Annotated in this window: 19 protein-coding genes; 3 read left to right on the top strand and 16 right to left on the bottom strand. The window is 47.9% G+C overall.

Annotated features, from left to right (window positions below):
• Positions 1-41 precede the first annotated feature (41 nt).
• Entirely contained in the window at positions 42-1,697 is a 1,656-nt protein-coding gene (locus tag EXIG_RS04905) for a sigma-54-dependent Fis family transcriptional regulator (protein ID WP_012369818.1), read from the bottom strand.
• A gap of 121 nt (positions 1,698-1,818) precedes the next feature.
• Here EXIG_RS04905 and EXIG_RS04900 point away from each other — a divergent pair, with 121 nt between their 5' ends.
• A complete protein-coding gene (locus EXIG_RS04900; protein WP_012369817.1) occupies positions 1,819-2,073 on the top strand; it encodes a DUF2627 family protein in 255 nt (84 codons plus the stop codon).
• 886 nt (positions 2,074-2,959) lie between these two features.
• Here EXIG_RS04900 and spo0A read toward each other — a convergent pair.
• The 15 genes from spo0A to aroQ form a co-directional block, all read right to left on the bottom strand.
• A complete protein-coding gene (gene spo0A / locus EXIG_RS04895) occupies positions 2,960-3,673 on the bottom strand; it encodes a sporulation transcription factor Spo0A (protein WP_081432739.1) in 714 nt (237 codons plus the stop codon).
• Positions 3,674-3,676: 3 nt separating this feature from the next.
• On the bottom strand, positions 3,677-5,383 hold the full coding sequence (gene recN / locus EXIG_RS04890) for a DNA repair protein RecN (RefSeq protein ID WP_041261515.1): 1,707 nt from the start codon (positions 5,381-5,383) through the stop codon (positions 3,677-3,679).
• A 12-nt stretch (positions 5,384-5,395) separates the two neighbouring features.
• Positions 5,396-5,845 carry a transcriptional regulator AhrC/ArgR gene (ahrC, locus tag EXIG_RS04885; protein ID WP_012369814.1) on the bottom strand — a complete coding sequence of 150 codons (450 nt, stop codon included), beginning with the start codon at positions 5,843-5,845 and terminating at the stop codon, positions 5,396-5,398.
• A gap of 142 nt (positions 5,846-5,987) precedes the next feature.
• Positions 5,988-6,794, bottom strand: a complete 807-nt coding sequence (locus EXIG_RS04880; RefSeq protein ID WP_012369813.1) for a TlyA family RNA methyltransferase — start codon at positions 6,792-6,794, stop codon at positions 5,988-5,990.
• 6 nt (positions 6,795-6,800) lie between these two features.
• Positions 6,801-8,687: a 1-deoxy-D-xylulose-5-phosphate synthase gene (gene dxs / locus EXIG_RS04875; protein ID WP_012369812.1), complete on the bottom strand. Its 1,887-nt coding sequence runs from the start codon at positions 8,685-8,687 to the stop codon at positions 6,801-6,803.
• A 121-nt stretch (positions 8,688-8,808) separates the two neighbouring features.
• A complete protein-coding gene (locus EXIG_RS04870) occupies positions 8,809-9,678 on the bottom strand; it encodes a polyprenyl synthetase family protein (RefSeq protein WP_012369811.1) in 870 nt (289 codons plus the stop codon).
• Positions 9,675-9,896, bottom strand: coding sequence for an exodeoxyribonuclease VII small subunit (gene xseB, locus EXIG_RS04865; RefSeq protein WP_012369810.1), 222 nt, complete (start codon positions 9,894-9,896; stop codon positions 9,675-9,677). Before xseB ends, EXIG_RS04870 begins: the two co-directional genes overlap by 4 nt.
• The gene (xseA, locus tag EXIG_RS04860) at positions 9,874-11,217 is read right to left on the bottom strand and encodes an exodeoxyribonuclease VII large subunit (protein ID WP_012369809.1); all 1,344 of its coding nucleotides are present in this window, start codon (positions 11,215-11,217) and stop codon (positions 9,874-9,876) included. The genes xseB and xseA overlap by 23 nt, the downstream gene beginning before the upstream one ends.
• On the bottom strand, positions 11,214-12,047 hold the full coding sequence (gene folD / locus EXIG_RS04855) for a bifunctional methylenetetrahydrofolate dehydrogenase/methenyltetrahydrofolate cyclohydrolase FolD (RefSeq protein ID WP_012369808.1): 834 nt from the start codon (positions 12,045-12,047) through the stop codon (positions 11,214-11,216). Before folD ends, xseA begins: the two co-directional genes overlap by 4 nt.
• A gap of 67 nt (positions 12,048-12,114) precedes the next feature.
• Positions 12,115-12,540, bottom strand: coding sequence for a transcription antitermination factor NusB (nusB, locus tag EXIG_RS04850; RefSeq protein WP_012369807.1), 426 nt, complete (start codon positions 12,538-12,540; stop codon positions 12,115-12,117).
• Between the two features lie 119 nt (positions 12,541-12,659).
• Positions 12,660-14,012, bottom strand: a complete 1,353-nt coding sequence (gene accC / locus EXIG_RS04845) for an acetyl-CoA carboxylase biotin carboxylase subunit (RefSeq protein ID WP_041261513.1) — start codon at positions 14,010-14,012, stop codon at positions 12,660-12,662.
• Between the two features lie 14 nt (positions 14,013-14,026).
• Entirely contained in the window at positions 14,027-14,482 is a 456-nt protein-coding gene (gene accB / locus EXIG_RS04840; RefSeq protein WP_012369805.1) for an acetyl-CoA carboxylase biotin carboxyl carrier protein, read from the bottom strand.
• A gap of 179 nt (positions 14,483-14,661) precedes the next feature.
• Entirely contained in the window at positions 14,662-15,228 is a 567-nt protein-coding gene (gene efp, locus EXIG_RS04835) for an elongation factor P (RefSeq protein WP_012369804.1), read from the bottom strand.
• Between the two features lie 33 nt (positions 15,229-15,261).
• Positions 15,262-16,326 carry a M24 family metallopeptidase gene (locus EXIG_RS04830; RefSeq protein WP_012369803.1) on the bottom strand — a complete coding sequence of 355 codons (1,065 nt, stop codon included), beginning with the start codon at positions 16,324-16,326 and terminating at the stop codon, positions 15,262-15,264.
• Between the two features lie 18 nt (positions 16,327-16,344).
• On the bottom strand, positions 16,345-16,767 hold the full coding sequence (gene aroQ, locus EXIG_RS04825) for a type II 3-dehydroquinate dehydratase (RefSeq protein WP_012369802.1): 423 nt from the start codon (positions 16,765-16,767) through the stop codon (positions 16,345-16,347).
• A gap of 157 nt (positions 16,768-16,924) precedes the next feature.
• Here aroQ and EXIG_RS04820 point away from each other — a divergent pair, with 157 nt between their 5' ends.
• Positions 16,925-17,857: a DUF1385 domain-containing protein gene (locus tag EXIG_RS04820; RefSeq protein WP_012369801.1), complete on the top strand. Its 933-nt coding sequence runs from the start codon at positions 16,925-16,927 to the stop codon at positions 17,855-17,857.
• A gap of 20 nt (positions 17,858-17,877) precedes the next feature.
• The gene (locus tag EXIG_RS04815) at positions 17,878-18,279 is read left to right on the top strand and encodes an SA1362 family protein (protein WP_012369800.1); all 402 of its coding nucleotides are present in this window, start codon (positions 17,878-17,880) and stop codon (positions 18,277-18,279) included.

Raw genomic sequence — 18,279 nt, 5'->3', positions numbered from 1 at the left:
TTGCATTTATTTGCAATATATTGCACGCAACATTTTGCAAATCAACATTGGATGTTAAACCGTTCCACTTTGTAATAGAGTGCCCGTAAAGAGATGCCTAACTGTTTGGCAGCTTCGGTCTTATTTCCATTTACGACATCAAGTGCTTCCCGAATCAATTGTTCTTCGACGTAGGACATCTCATCCGACAGATGCTTGATTTCTTTTTTTGGACGTTCCGACCGTTTAGACGGTGTCGGGGAAACGAGTTGCAGGTGGCCTTTGCGTAAAACCTGTTCCGTTTTATCCGTAAAAATCAACGCGCGTCCGATGACATTTTCGAGTTCCCGGACGTTTCCTTTCCACGTCTGTTGTCTGATCGCTTCCAATGCATCTTCAGAAACACGTTCGACGGACCGGCCGTAACTTTGGTTCAATTTACGCAACAGATGTGTCGACAGCGGAGCAAGATCATCCGGTCGTTCGCGAAGAGCAGGAATATGGATCGGCAGCCGGTTGATCCGGTAATACAAATCTTCCCGGAACTCCCCGGTGATGATTTTCTGTTCAAGATTGGCATTTGTCGCGGCAATGATTCGGACATCGACCGGAACCGCTTTGGCTCCACCGACGCGAACGACTTCATTTTCTTGCAGTACCCGTAATAATTTGGCTTGGACATCAAGCGGCAGTTCACCAATCTCATCTAAAAACAAGGAGCCGCCATGCGCCTCTTCAAAATAGCCTCTTTTTCCGCCACGGCGGGCGCCGGAAAAGGCGCCTTCTTCATAACCAAACAATTCACTTTCAAGTAGGCTCGGCGCAATCGCTGCACAGTTGACCCGGACGAATTGTTCGTATCGGCGATCGCTTGCAGCATGAATCGCATGGGCAAACAATTCCTTCCCGGTACCAGACTCTCCCCGGATCAAGACATTGACCGGCATCGTCGCGGCAAGCTTCGCCTGATCGACGACAAAACGCATTGACTCACTTTCGGCAATGATGTCATCAAACGTGTATTTCGCCTCCAGTGTCCGGATTTTTTGTTTGGCCGCCTTCAATTCTTTTGTTAACGCTTTCATTTCTGAGATATCGCGAATGACACCGACTGATCCTCGTACTTGACCATCCACGACGACCGGTGCGGCATTGACAATGATATCCCGTCTGTCTTGACCAATCTTCATCCGGGCATCCCGAACACTTTCGCCTGTTTCGAGCACCCGTAAATGGACCGATTCCTGCATCCCGATATCTGCGCTTGCCGGCTTACCGATGACGTCTCCCTCTGTATATCCGGTCATCCGGGTATACGCAGGATTGATCAGCATCGTTTCCCCCGCCTGATTGGCTACTGAAATCGCTTCACTCGTACAGTGAATGATAGCTTCGAGCATCCGCTCTTTTTCTGCCAAACGCTCGAGTAACACACGGACAAACTCTCCCGGTAAAACCGCGGCTTCCGGAAAATAATGAATCAATTGCTCGAGCACACCGTGTTCTCCGGTCGCATCAATAATAAAGTCAATGGCCGTGCCTTGAAAAGCCGTCCATGTTTTTTCCACCCGGATATGTCCCCGTTTTGCGAGTTGAACGCCAATCGCGTGTTCGTCTGGATCGACGACCCCGATTACCGTCAACAAAGGCGAACGTTGAAAAGCATGTAATACTTCTGTTCCACCGCGCCCCGCACCAACGATCAAAAGATGATGCATTCTAATTCCCCCTTTGAAACTGCTTACATCTTTATCCTACCTGTATTAAAACAGGAGGGCAAATCGAATTCGCAGTCATATGGATTTTCTGATACAATACGCTTGGAAAGGGGTCACAATCATGCGAATCATCGGTCTATTATCTTTACTCATTCCGGGTATCATCGGTGCCATCGGCATCAAGCTGATGCGGGACAGTGTTTTCTTAAAAGCGCAATTCCCCTTCCGGTATCTAGGGGATTCTGCCTATGTATATGTATTACAAGGATTTTCCGGCCTGGCGTTAGCCATCGGCGGAATCGGCTTCGTCGCCGGTTATGTCTTTTACCGCGATCGTAAACGAGGCAAAGTATCGGAGCGCTATCAAAAAAAATAAACACACAAAAAGGTCCCCATCTCTTGAACTCATTTCAAGCGCGGGACCTTTTATTCATATAAAGTTGGTTTCACTTACGGATGAACTCCTCTCATAGCAGAACTATTCGTGTACTTCAAAACCATAGGTTGTCCTCTTAATGAAGAGGTTGAAAGAAATCAGATTTGGCTATCGAGCGATCGATAGAAAGGTAAAACTACTCCAGTATCTGACTTTACTTGGACCTAGGTGAAGCGTAATGTCATCCGCTTGTTGCAGTCGATCATTCGGTTGCTAACATTCACTGCTAGACAACACTCCTTTTCACGAACTGTACTTGTTACTGGTCTTGCTTGGTCTTGCTTGGTCTTGCTTGGTCTTGCTTGGTCTTGCTTGGTCTTGCTTGGTCTTGCTTGGCCTTGCTTGGTCTTGCTTGGTCTTGCTTGGTCTTGCTTGGTCTTGCTTGGTCTTGCTTGGTCTTGCTTGGTCTTGCTTGGTCTTGCTTGGTCTTGCTTGGTCTTGCTTGGTCTTGCTTTGGACGTTTAATTTACGTTACCCTTCACTTTTTCCTTGCTTCGAAATCATGAAGTCTCATATCTGTTTGAGATAAATCATCCGAAAAAGATATGAAATGCCTTGATAAGAATTCTACCAAGAGAATGTCATCCATCATTCTTGAGCCGTTTACAGGTGGCGACCTGAGATGAAATTCGTTGAACGGTTTTCCGGGAACCAATTCGACTCGACGTTCATCTGACGTCTTTCCAAATCATTTGGTACCTTTATTATAACAAACATTTCAGTTTGTGCAACATTTATTTAATGAATATTTAGTTTTTTATTTGTATTAAAAAAAACCAGGCTTCTCCGGATTTTCTTCATCCGTCAAAACCTGATTACCGCTCTATTAAGATCCGTTCATATGGTTCGATACATAAGAGATGAACTCGGAATTTTTCGGACTTTTCTCCTGTTCAATTCGTCCGTTAAACAATGTATGTTCATTCATGCCTTCTTTCCAGGCCGACTTAATCGCATGGCGCATCGCCCGCTCGACACGCGAAGCAGTCGTTTGATGTTTTCTAGCAATCGTCGGGTATAGCTCTTTTGTAATCAGCCCCAATAAATCTTCCCGTTCCAGCACCAACAAGACCGCCTCTTTCAAGTACGTGAATCCTTTGATGTGCGGCGCAATTCCGATTTCCCGGAGCGTGGTGCCGACTTTCGTTTCGACCGGTTCTGCTTGGCTTGGCTGTACGCCGTTCACGACCAGACGAATTTTGTTGACGAGTTGATCTAAACTGAACGGTTTCAATAAAAAGTAGGCAGCGCCCAGTGAAACAGCCTGTTGCGATACTTCATCCTTCCCGAACGCACTTAACATGATGACAGCCGGACTGCTCTTTTGGTTCATCAAGGCCTCCAAGACACCCAGTCCATCGAGATGGGGCATGATGATATCCAATAACAGCACATCGGTCTCGACATGTCCTAATTTTTCAAGACAACTTTCTCCGTTATAGGCAACGCATACTACTTCCATGTCTTCTTGGGCAGATAGATGTTGCCGAATCAATTCGACCATTTCTCGGTTATCATCCGCAATCCCGACTCTAATCAATTGTTACACCCCATTTTTAAGCGATTCCTTCATGTTCATTGCCTGTTCCATCAGTTCTTCCGCATGACGCAACGTCAAATCCGTCATATGTGTGCCGGAAATCATCCGTCCCAGTTCATTTCCGCGCTCGGAGTCCGTCAGTACGTTGACCTGTGTCGTCGTCCGGTCCGTTTCTTCGATTTTACGGATATACAAGTGTTGATCCGCAATCGATGCAACTTGCGGCAAGTGGGTGATACACAAGACTTGACTGTCGATTGACAGACGATAAATCTTTTCTGCCATCGCTTGTGCGACACGTCCGGATACCCCTGTATCCACTTCATCAAAGATGATGGAAGCCACACCGACCGAACGTGAGAAAATCGATTTCAGTCCGAGCATGATCCGAGACAATTCGCCGCCGGAAGCGACTTTCCCGAGTGATTTAAACGGTTCTCCGGCGTTCGTCATAATGTAGAACTCGACGAAGTCGATTCCGTTTTTACGTAAAGTCGGCGCCTTTCCATCTTGGAGGAAGCGGATTTCAAAGCGGGCTTTTTCCATATACAACTGACGGAGTTCAAGGTGAATCGCTTCACCTAAATGATGCGCTGCTTTTCTCCGGGCCTGAGACAGTTCTCCGCCGATGTCGAACAGTTCCGTCTCCAACTGTTCCACTTCTGTTTTCAGTTTTTCAATCCGCTCATCGCGATTCGTCATCGTATCCAGTTCCACACCGATTTTTTTACCGTAAGCGATGACTTCTTCTATCGTTGCTCCGTATTTCCGTTTGAGTTGTTGGAATACAGATAAACGAAGCTCGATTTCGTCGAGCCGGTTCGAATCAAACTCCAAAGTTTCAAGTTGATCCCGGACCGCATAGCCGACTTCCTCAAGCGCATAAAATGCATTGGCCAATGTATCGCTTTGACCCGAAAATTCATCATCGATACTTGAAGCCTGTTGCAGTTCACGCATGGCGTCTCCGACGGAATCAATCCCGCGCCGTTCGTCATGTAACGCATCGTAAGCGGCGCTGAGAGAAGCATGAAGCTTTTCAAAGTTTGCCAACCGGTTTCGTTCGCTCAATAAATCTTCTTCCTCACCTGTTCGGAGTTTCGCACTGTCGATTTCTTCCGTTTGAAAAGACAACAAGTCAATACGTTGGGCTAACTCCTGTTCACTTTGCGCCAGTGCCTGCAAGGCATCCCGTTTTTCTTCATACTGCTGAAAACGTTCCTGATACCGTTCGAGAATCGGAGCAATCGTCGCATGTCCAAAGTCATCCAAAATCGTTTGATGATACGTACTTTCCATCAGATGTTGATGTTCATGCTGACCATGGAGATCGACAAGAGCCCGGCCGAATTCCCGTAAAATCGTCAAGGTGACTAATTTATGATTGACGCGACAGACACTTTTTCCGGAAGCAAACAAATCACGGCGTAAAATGATCATGCCGTCTTCCATGTCGATCCCGTACTCTTCTGCTAACGTATAGGCCATATGACCGTCTTCAATCATGAAGAGACCTTCTAATTCCGCCTTGTCCTCACCGTACCGGACAAATTCAGCAGAACCGCGACCACCGATCAGTAATCCAATCGCATCCAGCACAATCGATTTACCGGCTCCCGTTTCTCCGGTCAAGACCGTCATGCCTTTTTTGAAATCAATCTGTAGCTGGTCAATGATTGCAAATTGTTTTATCGATAGTTCAGCTAACATCATGTCAACTCCTTACAACATTCCTAAAATACGTTCGGTCACTTCCGTTGCTGCTTCTTCATTTCGTGTAATCATCAGGATCGTATCGTCACCACAGACTGTCCCGAGTAACTCCGGCCAGTTTAAATGATCGAGCAAGACACCTAATGCATTTGCGTTTCCGGGTAAGACATGCATGACAATCAAGTTTTGTGCGGAATCAATCGAGATGAAGCTATCTCCGAGCAATCGGCGTAACTTTCCGAGTGGATTGAACCGCTGATCGGCAGGCAAGCTGTATTTGTATCGGCCATCATTGAGCGGCACCTTCACGAGATGAAGTTCTTTAATATCTCGAGAGACGGTCGCCTGGGTTACTTTATAGCCTGCATTTCGAAGTTCCTCGACTAACTCATCTTGTGTTTCGATTTCTGACTGCGTAATGATTTCCCGAATCTTGATTAACCGTTGCCCCTTTGTCATCCTTGCACCTCACAGTTTTTCTTCACTGATACTATTGTAATCCAATAATTCGATAAAAGTCCATGCTTGCCCTATTCATTCCTGACAAATCAAAAACAGACTCCATCATCTTTGACGGAGCCTGTTTGGAAATCGATTAGACTTACAACGCGGCATGGGCCAGACGAACGGTTTCAAGCGGATCAACCGATTCTTCCATCCCCGGTGTCTCAAGCTTGGCGTGCAGGAGAAACTCGATATTTCCCTCACCGCCGGTAATCGGTGAAAAATCCAATTGTTGAACGTAAAATCCTTCCCGGACAAAGAAATCTACCATCTCTTTGAGTACCCGATCGTGAATCCGCTCATCTCGAACGATTCCCTTTTTACCGACATCATCACGCCCTGCTTCAAACTGTGGTTTGACAAGCGCAATGACATCCCCGCCCTCAGCTAAAATCGCCTTTAATGGCGGCAAAATCAATCTCAGTGAGATGAACGAGACATCGATGGTCGCAAAGCTCGGCTGAACAGGAAACATATCTGGCGTCGCATGACGGAAGTTGGTTTTTTCCATTGCCGTCACACGATCGTCCGACCGTAATTTCCAGTCCAGTTGATTGGAGCCGACATCCAGCGCATACATATGGGCAGCCCCGTTTTGTAAGGCACAATCCGTAAACCCGCCTGTCGAAGAACCGATATCAAGACCAGTCCGTCCGGATACATCGATATCGAATACCGCTAATGCTTTTTCCATCTTGTATCCACCGCGACCAACGTATGGCATGACTTGACCTTTGACCGTCAAATCGATGTCTGATTTTACTTTTTCACCGGCTTTCTCCAGCCGTTCCGTGCCACTGAATACAAGACCTGCCATAATGGTCCGTTTTGCTTTTTCACGTGTTTCACATAAACCGCGCTCGACGAGCAGAACGTCGAGGCGGATTTTTTTTACAGTTTCCATTAATCGTTACACACTCTGTTTCTTTCCTTGATTGACAAATGAGCGGACTTCTTCCGCAATTTGTCCAGGTAATAATCCGATTTCTTCTAACAATTCGTTGACACCGCCATGCTCGATATACCAATCCGGGATACCAAATCGTTTGACGCGCGGGAAAGCTTCCTGTTCATTGGCATGTTCGAGAACAGCTGAACCGAATCCGCCCTTGAGCACCGCTTCTTCAAGCGTTACGAGTGGAATACCTTCCGCGTATAATGCATTCAACATTTTTTCATCCAGTGGTTTGATCGTCCGGGCATTGATGACCCGTACCGATACATCCCCTTCTAGAAGTTCCGCAATTTTCAAGGCGTCCTGTACTTGTGGACCGAATGCCATGATGGCGACATCCGTTCCTTCGCGTTCGACGTCCCATGTATCAAGCGAAATTTCATGGAGTGTCTCATCCATCGGAACACCGATGCCTTCTCCGCGTGGGAAACGGACGGCAATCGGTCCTTCGTATTTAACAGCCGAATAGAGAAGGTGTTGCAGTTCATTCTCATCTTTCGCCATGACAATCCGGATATTCGGTACGTGACGCATGAAGGCGATATCAAAGACACCTTGGTGTGTTTCGCCGTCCGCACCGACGAGACCCGAACGGTCGATTGTGAACGTCACATCGAGGTTCTGGCGTGCGACGTCATGAACGAGTTGGTCGTATGCACGCTGGAAGAAGGTCGAATAAATCGAGACGACCGGCTTCATGCCTTGTGTTGCCTGACCGGCAGCAAATGTTACGGCATGTTGCTCCGCAATCCCGACATCAAACATCCGTTCCGGGAATTCTTTTTCAAAGCAGTCGAGTTTCGATCCGACACTCATCGCCGGTGTAATCAGAGTTAACTTATCATCCTCACGGGCCATCTTCGTCAACGTGTCTGCCACTGTGAACGAATAACTTGGTGCTTTTGATTTCCCTTTGATGACTTCGCCTGACTCGATCTTGTACGGTCCTAGACCGTGCCATGTGCCGATGCCGTCGTATTCAGCCGGACGGTAGCCTTTTCCTTTTTTCGTGATGACATGAAGCAGGACAGGCCCTTCTTCTTTCTTCACATAGTTCAGCTGTTCGATTAAGTCCGTTAAATCATGACCATCGACCGGTCCGTAATAATTAAAACCGAGTTCTTCAAAGAACATACCGGGAACGAGTGCTCCTTTGACCGCTTCTTTCAGCTTCTCGCCGCCTTTTTCAAGCTTTCCGCCGATTAACGGGATTTTTTTAATCAATGTTTCGAGCTCATCTTGCGCGTAACGGACTTTGCGCGAAGAACGGATTCTTCCTAACATCTGATGCATCGCCCCGACATTCGGTGCGATCGACATCTCGTTGTCGTTTAAGATGACGATGACGTTTTGTTGTTCCGCTCCGATATGGTTCAATGCTTCGAGTGCCATTCCGCCTGTCAACGCACCGTCCCCGATAATGGCGATCGCCCGGTCATCATTACCTTTTAGTTCATTCGACACAGCAATCCCCATCGCTGCCGAAAGTGAGGTCGAACTGTGGCCTGTTTCCCAGACGTCATGAACGCTCTCGTTACGTTTCGGGAATCCGCATAACCCTTTGTGTTGACGCAGCGTATCAAACTGACCTGCCCGTCCTGTCAAAATTTTATGCACGTATGCTTGGTGTCCGACATCCCAGACGAATTTATCGTTCGGACTGTCAAATTCGCGGTGAAGCGCCAATGTCAGTTCGACGACACCTAGATTCGGTGCTAAATGTCCACCTGTCGTTGCTAATTCTTCAATCAAAAAGCGTCGGATGTCACCTGCGAACAGTTCTAATTCCGAGACTGACATACGCTTTAAAAATGACGGATCCTGTATCTCTGTCAACTTCATACCTTACCGCCTCTTTCCCTTGCATTCTTATATGGTTTGTACCCTACATTGTACTAGAACAATCTTGCGAACGCCACATTCCCGGCGCATAAAAAAAAGACGGCTTACTACGCCGCCTCTCTTAATGGTCACGCTTGACGACGAAGTCGAGCAAATCCTTAAGCGGTGTCGCTTCGACGGAAAGAGCCTCGATTGCTTCATTCGCTGCCGTCACTTGGGCTGCAAGTGCCCTTTTCGCCCCGTCAAGACCCAACAGTTTCGGATAAGTTGCTTTGTCATTTCCTTCATCACTGCCAACCGGTTTCCCGATTTTGTCAGCATCTCCGGTCACATCCAGGATGTCGTCTTGAATTTGGAAAGCAATTCCGAGATGACGGCCGTACCGTTTCAACTGTTCGAGATCCTCATCTGCGACTCCGGCTAAAATGCCGCCTGCTTCGACTGCAAAAATCAACAAGGCTCCTGTTTTCCGGCGGTGAATCGATTCCAGTTCTTCCGCATCACTGATTCCTCCGCGCTCTCCAAGCATGTCATCCAGTTGACCGCCGACCATCCCGGCTGCACCCGCTGCTGCTGCGAGTCGCTCGAGTAATTTCACTTTAACTTCCGCTGCGGCCATCGTTTCGAGTAGACACGTAAAGGCATTCGTCAGTAACGCATCCCCTGCGAGAATGGCGGTCGCCTCATCGAATTCAATATGATTGGTCGGACGTCCGCGTCGCATATCATCATCGTCCATCGCCGGTAGATCATCATGAATCAAGGAATATGTATGAATCATCTCAAGCGCCGCCGCTGTTGCGTCACCCGTCTTACGATCGACGCCGTAAGCATCGAGGACAGCATAAATCAATGCCGGCCGGACACGTTTCCCCCCTGCATCAAGGGAATACAGCATCGCTTCCCGCAGACGATCCGGTGCTTCGAGACGGTTCATGAAAGTTTCCAGTGCTTGCTCCACCTGCGTTTTCCACTCTGTTAAGACAATCATTGTGATCCTCCTTTTTCACGTAACGTGCCATCTTGTTCCAAGATTTGATCGAGCCGTTTTTCTGCCGTCGACAGCTTTCCTTGACAGAGTGCCGTCAATTTCACGCCTTCCTCGTACAAATTCATCGCTTGCTCAAGCGGTGCTTCACCTGCCTCCAGTAGTTCGACGATTTCTTCCAACCGCTCTAAAGCGGCTTCAAAGGATTGTTCTGTTTCCATCTTCTTCATCCTCTCGTTTCGCTAGGATACTCCCGTCATGAAACTGAACCCGGAAGGTCTGATCTGACAATTCTGTTACGGAACGGACGAGTCGGCCGTCCTGCTCGACGTAAGTATACCCACGCAACATGACTTGCGTCGGGCTGACCGAGTCAAGGCGGGCAATCATTTGATGCAACCGGTCCTGCTTCGTGCGGAGGACGGTATGGATCCGTTCCAGCTGTTTCCGTGTCCGGACCAACTGGCGTCCTTGTTCCGCCAAACGTTCCTGCATCGCGATTCGGGCAAACCGGTTCACCTGATCCGTCAAGGCTTGTTGCTTCGACTGCAACACCTGTTTTCCAATCCGGTTCAGTCCCATCTCTGCCCGGTCCAACCGTTCCTGTTTCAAACCTAACAAGACACGAGGAGACTTCAAGCCGTAACTCGTTGCCAGCCGCTGGACTTGATCCTTACGTTCGGTGATGTACTGGGCGTAATGGCGCGTCAATCTCCGATTCAGTTCATTGAGACGCTTCGCAAGTTCCGCTGCTTCCGGCGTCACGAGTTCTGCTGCGGCAGTCGGCGTCGCCGCCCGGACATCTGCAACAAAATCCGCAATCGTAAAGTCTGTTTCGTGACCGACTGCTGACACGATCGGAATCCGCGACTGATGAATGGCTGTTACGACCGGCATTTCGTTAAACGCCCACAATTCCTCAATCGATCCGCCACCGCGACCGATGATCATCACGTCACATGCCTGATGTTCGTTCATCCATTCAATGGCACGGACGATTTGGGGTGCAGCCTCTTTCCCTTGAACGAGAACCGGCGCAAAAACAATAGCGGCTTGCGGATAACGGCGACGTAACGTCGTCGCGATATCATGAAGGGCGGCTCCCTTCGGCGAGGTTACGATGCCGATTTTTTGCGGGAAAGCCGGTAACGGCAGTTTCTGTTCCGCTTCAAACCATCCGCGGGCCTCGACATCCTCTTTTAGCTGGACATAGGCTTCGTAAAGGGCTCCTACACCGTCTTCCATCATCCGTTCGACGTAAAGCTGCATCTCACCCGATGCGACATAAACCGAAATCCGAGCCGTAATGATGACACGGGCTCCGTCCCGGATGTCCGTCTTGACACGACTGGCATCCCGGGCGAACATGACCGCTTTCATCCGCGACTGTTCATCTTTCAACGTAAAATAAAGGTGACCGGAAGAGTGTCGTTTAAAGTTCGACACTTCTCCCACCACCTGGACTTGTTGGAGCAACGAGTCGTTCTCGAGTTCCCGTTTCACATATTGGACGAGTTCGGAAACCTGGAGAGGATTCGTCATTTCGCTGCCTCGATCGTATTGTGAAGCAACATCGTGATCGTCATCGGCCCGACCCCACCAGGAACTGGTGTAATCATCGAGGCGACTTCTTTCACTGCTTCAAATTCGACATCTCCGACTAATTTTCCGTCGACCCGGTTGACACCGACGTCGATGACGACGGCTTCCGGCTTGACCATATCGGCAGTAATCAATTTCGGCACACCGACAGCGACAATCAGAATGTCCGCCTGACGGGTCATCGCACCGAGATCTGCCGTCTTCGAGTGACAATACGTCACGGTCGCTGATTCATTTAAAAACAGCATTCCGACCGGCTTACCGACGATTTGGCTTCGACCGACGACAACGACATGACGACCGGCAATCGGAACATTCATTTCCTTGACGAGATGCAAAATACCATTTGGTGTACATGGCAAGAAAGTAGGTTCACCGATCATCATTTTCCCGACCGAGACCGGATGGAAACCATCGACATCTTTTTCTGGAGCGATGGCGAAGATGACCTTACTCTCATCAATATGTTTTGGCAAAGGTAATTGAACGAGAATACCGTGTACGCTGGCATCGGCATTCAGCCGTTCAATCAAGTGAAGCAATTCCGATTCTTTTGTCTCTTCCGGTAATCGGATCAAATCGGAATCCATCCCAATCTCCTGCGCCGCTTTTTCTTTACCACGGACATACGATTGACTGGCTGGATCTTCTCCGATTAAGATGACGGTCAGTTTCGGTTGAATACGTTCTTCTTTCAGACGTGCGACTTCTTCTTTCAGTTTCAAACGATACGATTGTGCGACTTGTTTCCCATCGATTACGACTGCCATGATTTTGTCCACTCCCCCAAAAATATTCGCTTCACTCTTTGCCTGATCAAACTTCTCTGTTTTTAAGTTAGTTGCTTTGCGGGTTTTCTTTCAAACCGTTTTGTTCCACTTCTTGCGCTACTTTTCCGAGCACACCGTTGACGATTTTTGTTGCTTCTTCATCGGCAAAAGCTTTCGTTAATTCGATTGCTTCATTGATGGTTACCCGGACTGGAATCTTCGCTTCAAACAACAGTTCATACACCGCAAGACGAAGAATCGTCCGTTCGATGTTTCCGATACGCTCAAATGACCAGTTCACGAGCGCAGCACGCAGCTTTTGATCAATTTCCGGTTTGTTTGCTTCGACTCCTTCAACCAATCGTGTCACAAACGTATCATATTCTTTACCTTCTACTGCGAATTCAATGGCTTCTTGTGCAGACAGATCCGAGAGTTCCATTTGGAACAAAGACTGTACTGCCAGTTCGCGTGCCATATGTCTTTTCATCATGATTTTACGTGCTCCTTTTTTTATCGTTCTCAATCAATTAGTTTAGCACATTCTTTTTTCAAAAAACATAGAGAACGGCAAAAAGACGGGAGTTAAATACAATCGACTCCCGTCCACGATTACTTCACGATTTCTGCTTTTAGTTCACGTTCTGTAAATTTCGTCGTAAACGTTCCACGACGGAATACGGGATGTGCCAACACTTGTTGATGGAAAGGTATCGTTGTTTTGACACCTTCAATCCAAAACTCGGACAATGCCCGTTCCATCTTCGCACAGGCTTCTTCACGCGTTTCGGCATGAACGATCAGCTTAGCGACCATCGAGTCATAGTACGGAGGAATCATATACCCCGGATATACGGCACTATCAATCCGGACGCCCATTCCACCCGGTGCGACATATTGTGTGACGCGTCCGGCATGCGGACGGAAGTCATGATCAGGATCTTCGGCATTGATCCGGCATTCAATCGAATGACCACGGAATTCAATATCCTGCTGTTGAACAGCTAACGGGTGATCGAGTGCCACCTGGAGCTGTGCCTGAACAAGATCAAATCCTGTAATCATTTCCGTCACCGGATGTTCAACCTGGATTCGCGTATTCATTTCCATGAAGAAAAATTCTTCCGTTTCTTCCACAAAGATGAATTCGATCGTCCCGGCACCGGTGTAGTCAATCGCCTTCGCCGCTTTGACTGCCGCTTCGCCCATCTTCAGACGGGTTGCAGGGCTGACAGCAGGTGATGGTGCTTCCTCAATCAGCTTTTGCATCCGGCGTTGGACGGTACAATCCCGCTCCCCGAGATGGATCACGTTTCCGTGACGATCGGCGAGTACTTGAACTTCGACATGACGAAATTCTTCGATGAAACGCTCGAGATACACTTCACTGTTTCCAAACGCCTGCTTTGCCTCACGGCGTGTTTCATCCAGGCCGGTTACAAGTTCTTCTTGTGAACGGGCGACACGGATGCCTCGTCCGCCTCCACCGGCAGTCGCTTTGATGATGACCGGATAGCCGATCTCATCCCCCAATTGTAAGGCTTCCTCGTCCGTGACCGTACCGGCAGAACCGGGTACGACAGGTACGCCGCAGGCAATCATCGTTTGTTTTGCGACATCCTTGATTCCCATCTGACGGATAGCAGCCGATGTCGGTCCGACGAATTTGATGCCACATGCTTCACACATCTCGGCAAAATCAACATTCTCAGCCAGGAAACCGTATCCCGGGTGAATCATCGTGACGTTCCGATTAGTCGCGACCGCCAGGATATTCGTGACATTCAAGTAAGAAGCAGTCGAACTGACATCTCCGATACAATATGCTTCATCTGCTAAACGGACGTGCAAGGCATCCCGGTCCGCTGTCGAATAAACGGCGACCGTCTGAATGCCAAGTTCTTTTGCAGCTCGAATGATCCGGACTGCAATCTCGCCCCGGTTCGCGATTAAAAGTTTTTCCATTGCCATCACCCCGCTCAAGGACGAATCCGGAAGAGAGGTTGTCCGAATTCAACAAGGTCTCCATCTGCGACGAGAATCTCGACGACTGTTCCGGCTACTTCCGAGTTCAGATTATTAAATAGTTTCATTGCTTCTAAGACACAGACGACTTGACCGACTTCGATCTTGTCGCCGACTTTGACGAACGAAGGTTTGTCCGGATTCGGACGCGAATAAAACGTCCCGACCATCAATGCATTGATCGTTACCGTGTCGGCTTCAACGCTCTGTTCTTCCGGAGCTGGTTCTGCTGTGACTGTCGCAGCTTGCGGCGCCGGCGTTGCCACGCGGGCCGGTGCTTCGTGTGAGACCACGATATTATCATTTTGTTTTTTTAATTTTAACTTATACGTATCGGTTTCAAGAGAAAGTTCATTGACACTCGATTGGTCCAACATTTCGAGTACTTGCTTCAACTGATCGATTTTCATTTTTCTTCATCCCCTATCTCAACATTCACCTTTATTATTATACTTTAATATTATACCAGGTGCTAATGCCTACTCAAATACTAATATTAACTGGTCATACCAAAGGACGCAAGTTAAGACAAAAGGAAAAAACGCCCATCCGTCCAAGTCGAGGAGGAATAGGCGTTTCGAAAACTTGATTATCCGTTGTAACGCCCTGTGAAATCACCAGTACGTGTATCAACTGTTACTTTTTCTCCTGCTTCGATGAAGAGTGGTACATGGATAATATGTCCCGTTTCAACCGTTGCATTTTTCTTAACGTTTGAAGCTGTATCGCCTTTGACGCCCGGCTCTGCTTCAACAATCGTCATAACGATCGTGTTCGGCAATTCGATTCCGAGAACTTCACCGTTGTAGATCGCGATTTGAACTTCCATGTTTTCTAGAAGGAACGGGAGTGCCGCTTCAACTTGAGCCGTTGTCAATTCAAGTTGTTCGTATGATTCTGTATCCATGAAGACATATGTTTCCCCCATCGGATAGAGATATTGCATTTTGTTGCGTTCGATGTGGGCACGCTCGACACGTTCACCACCACGGAATGTCATCTCTTGAATGTTTCCGTTACGGATGTTACGCATTTTCGTCCGGACGAATGCTGCCCCTTTACCCGGTTTAACGTGTTGGAATTCAAGAACCTGCCAAATCATTCCGTCTGATGTTTTAATTGTAAGTCCTGTTTTTAAATCGTTTACTGATACCATGAAAAGTTCCTCCTAAATGTTGATCTTGCCGTTTTACAGTGTGATGAGTTCTTTTGGTGAAGACGAAAGAATTTCACGCCCTGACTCGGTGATCAAGACGTCATCTTCAATCCGACATCCTCCGACTTGCGGTACGTAAATGCCCGGTTCAACCGTCACGATCATCCCAGGTTGCAGTTTCGTTTCAGAACGGAATGACAATCCTGGTCCTTCATGTACTTCCAACCCGATTCCATGCCCCGTCGAATGACCGAAATATTCCCCATATCCTGCATCCTTGATGATGTCACGCGTCAAAGCGTCTGCTTCAATTCCAGTGATTCCCGGACGTAACCCGTCAACGCCTGCGAGCTGCGCTTTGAGAACTGTATCGTAAATCGTTTGTAACTCCGGACTGATCGGTCCGACGGCCACAGTACGCGTGATATCCGAAACATATCCGTTCAACAATGCACCGAAATCAAGCGTCACAAGTTCACCTGACTGGATTACTTTCGAACTGGCGACACCGTGTGGCAACGCTGAACGATATCCAGACGCAACAATCGTATCGAATGACGACGACGTCGCACCGTGTTTACGCATGAAGAACTCGAGTTCGTTCGAGACTTCAAGCTCTGTACGGCCAGCTTGAATATACGTCAAGATGTGGTGGAACGTCGCATCTGCTAAATCCACCGCTTCCTTAATCATCTTAATCTCTGACGAATCCTTAATCAAGCGTAGGTTTTCAACGATTCCAGTCGTCGGAACCAATTCCACGGAAGATGCTTGATCGAACGCTTCGAATGCGCCGAGTGTCATTGCATCTTTTTCAACGCCAACTGCACGCACACGGGCTCCAGCCATCAATTCGCCCATCGTTTCAGGGATCGACCGTTCAATTTGGACGATTTCCATTCCCTTCACTTGATCCGCCGCTTGTTCCGTGTAACGGAAATCCGTCACGAAATAAGCTTGTTCAGCCGTCACGAGACATGCACCGCTCGAACCGGTGAATCCAGAAATATATCGGATATTTTCTGCCTTCGTCACAAGAAGACCTGGTAAATCACGTTCTTTAAGAGCTGTTTGAAGTGCTTCAATACGATGTTTCATGTCTGTTTCCCCCTTTGATTATGTAGACGGTTGAATCAATGCTTCGATTGCGAGCAAGTAACCTGTCATCCCTAATCCGCTGATGACTCCTCGGCAAACCGGTGCAAGCATCGAATGATGCCGAAATGCTTCGCGTGCATGAACGTTTGATAAATGAACTTCAATCGTCGGTACATCGATTGCCGCGATCGCATCACGCAACGCAACACTCGTATGCGTGTAAGCCGCCGCATTGAAGACGATTCCGTCATATCCGCGCGCTCCGTGTAAATAGTCGATCAGTTCGCCTTCATGATTTGACTGGGCGAACTGAAAATCAACATCTTTAAAACGAGTCCTGACCAGACTTTCCAAATCCGATAATGTTTGCGTCCCATATGTATCCGGTTCCCGTGTCCCGAGCAAATTCAAGTTCGGTCCATTCAAGACTAAAATCTGCATTTCATCACCTCCAGATTGTCTCTATTATTGTATCATAAGTCGTTTTCCGCCTCCTAAATTTTCGACTGCTATTAACAGCTGAGCATAGTGTTTTTCTCCTAAATCGAGTAAAATGACGGTACACGATATTTTATTTGAAGATGGGATGCGTTGCTCTATGAAAACTGCTCAAGCGCCCGTCGGTGGACAAGCCATCGTCGAAGGGGTCATGTTCCAAAATGCCACACATGCCGTCTCAGCCATTCGTCGAAATGACGATACGATTGAAACGTTCGAACAAAAAAAACCGATCCGGCCACGAATCGCCGTCGGTAAAAAAATCCCGTTGATCCGCGGATTGTTTGCCTTAGTCGAATCGTCCGCGAACGGGGCAAGTCATATGAACTTTGCCAGTGACCGGTACGGGGTCAATCCGGGGGAAGAAGAGCCGGAAGAGGCTTCCCAAGGTCAACTGACGAAATGGCTTGGTGTCGCTGTCCTCGGTGTACTGTCGTTCTTTTTCGGAAAGCTGATGTTTACACTACTTCCGGCTTTTTTAGCTTCTCTGTTCAGTTACTTCCCGGCGCTGTCCGGTCATGTGATTCAAAATGTACTGGAAGCTGTAATCAAGTTGACGTTACTTTTCAGTTATCTTTATCTGATTTCCTTGACTCCGCTCGTCAAACGGCTGTTTCAATATCACGGTGCCGAACATAAAGTCATCAACTGTGTCGAAAGCGGAAGGCCATTGACGGTCGAAAACGTCCGGACCAGCAGTCGCCTGCATTACCGTTGCGGTTCAAGTTTCTTGATTTTCACCGTCATCGTCGGCTTTTTCGTTTATTTAATCGTCCCGACCGACCCGTTATGGTTACGTCTCGTTTGCCGGATTGCGTTACTTCCTGTCGTCATCGGTTTATCTTTCGAGGTTTTACAATTAACAAATAAAGCCCAAAATATTAAAGGTTTACGCGTCATCGCCTTGCCCGGCCTGTGGTTACAGTACTTGACGACAAAAGAACCGGATGATTCTCAGATCGAGGTTGCGATTTACGCGTTTGAAGCACTCGAAAAACAGGAACATAACCTACATGAGAATGCACTTGGTTAATTGATAACAGGGGTGATAATATGATTAGACAACGGATTGGTTCTACATTCGCACTTGTCGTGTTACTGTTTGCGTTCGTCGGCTTTGGATATAAGCTCGCCAATGATCCCGGTAGTCTGTTTTCACAATTACTGTTTTTTGCGATTACAGCTGGAATCATCTTCCTGCTGTTTAAATTTTTAACACGCAACAGCGTCAACAGCAGCACAAATTCTCAATATCGAAAATCTGTTGCGCAGTCTAAAAAAATGTACGCTAAAAACAATCCTTCACCCCGCCGGACCGATTTTAAGAAGAAGCCGGTTAAAACAACGAAAACGGCTGCTTCTAGTAAAGTCCGCCCCCTTCGCGACCGATCAAAAGCACCACATTTGACTGTCATCGAAGGAAAAAAAGGCAAAAAGAAAAAACGTGCTTTTTAA

The sequence above is a fragment of the Exiguobacterium artemiae 255-15 genome (assembly GCF_000019905.1).
GTDB lineage: Bacteria > Bacillota > Bacilli > Exiguobacteriales > Exiguobacteriaceae > Exiguobacterium_A > Exiguobacterium_A artemiae.
This window is presented reverse-complemented; position numbering and strand designations above follow the sequence as displayed.

Bases quoted from the DNA above. Each gene is read 5' to 3' on its own strand.
- EXIG_RS04905 (WP_012369818.1), bottom strand. From the start codon at position 1,697: ATGCATCATCTTTTGATCGTTGGTGCGGGGCGCGGTGGAACAGAAGTA.
- EXIG_RS04900 (WP_012369817.1), top strand. From the start codon at position 1,819: ATGCGAATCATCGGTCTATTATCTTTACTCATTCCGGGTATCATCGGT.
- recN (WP_041261515.1), bottom strand. From the start codon at position 5,383: ATGTTAGCTGAACTATCGATAAAACAATTTGCAATCATTGACCAGCTA.
- ahrC (WP_012369814.1), bottom strand. From the start codon at position 5,845: ATGACAAAGGGGCAACGGTTAATCAAGATTCGGGAAATCATTACGCAG.
- EXIG_RS04880 (WP_012369813.1), bottom strand. From the start codon at position 6,794: ATGGAAACTGTAAAAAAAATCCGCCTCGACGTTCTGCTCGTCGAGCGC.
- dxs (WP_012369812.1), bottom strand. From the start codon at position 8,687: ATGAAGTTGACAGAGATACAGGATCCGTCATTTTTAAAGCGTATGTCA.
- EXIG_RS04870 (WP_012369811.1), bottom strand. From the start codon at position 9,678: ATGATTGTCTTAACAGAGTGGAAAACGCAGGTGGAGCAAGCACTGGAA.
- xseB (WP_012369810.1), bottom strand. From the start codon at position 9,896: ATGGAAACAGAACAATCCTTTGAAGCCGCTTTAGAGCGGTTGGAAGAA.
- xseA (WP_012369809.1), bottom strand. From the start codon at position 11,217: ATGACGAATCCTCTCCAGGTTTCCGAACTCGTCCAATATGTGAAACGG.
- folD (WP_012369808.1), bottom strand. From the start codon at position 12,047: ATGGCAGTCGTAATCGATGGGAAACAAGTCGCACAATCGTATCGTTTG.
- nusB (WP_012369807.1), bottom strand. From the start codon at position 12,540: ATGATGAAAAGACATATGGCACGCGAACTGGCAGTACAGTCTTTGTTC.
- accC (WP_041261513.1), bottom strand. From the start codon at position 14,012: ATGGAAAAACTTTTAATCGCGAACCGGGGCGAGATTGCAGTCCGGATC.
- accB (WP_012369805.1), bottom strand. From the start codon at position 14,482: ATGAAAATCGATCAGTTGAAGCAAGTACTCGAAATGTTGGACCAATCG.
- efp (WP_012369804.1), bottom strand. From the start codon at position 15,228: ATGGTATCAGTAAACGATTTAAAAACAGGACTTACAATTAAAACATCA.
- EXIG_RS04830 (WP_012369803.1), bottom strand. From the start codon at position 16,326: ATGAAACATCGTATTGAAGCACTTCAAACAGCTCTTAAAGAACGTGAT.
- aroQ (WP_012369802.1), bottom strand. From the start codon at position 16,767: ATGCAGATTTTAGTCTTGAATGGACCGAACTTGAATTTGCTCGGGACA.
- EXIG_RS04820 (WP_012369801.1), top strand. From the start codon at position 16,925: ATGAAAACTGCTCAAGCGCCCGTCGGTGGACAAGCCATCGTCGAAGGG.
- EXIG_RS04815 (WP_012369800.1), top strand. From the start codon at position 17,878: ATGATTAGACAACGGATTGGTTCTACATTCGCACTTGTCGTGTTACTG.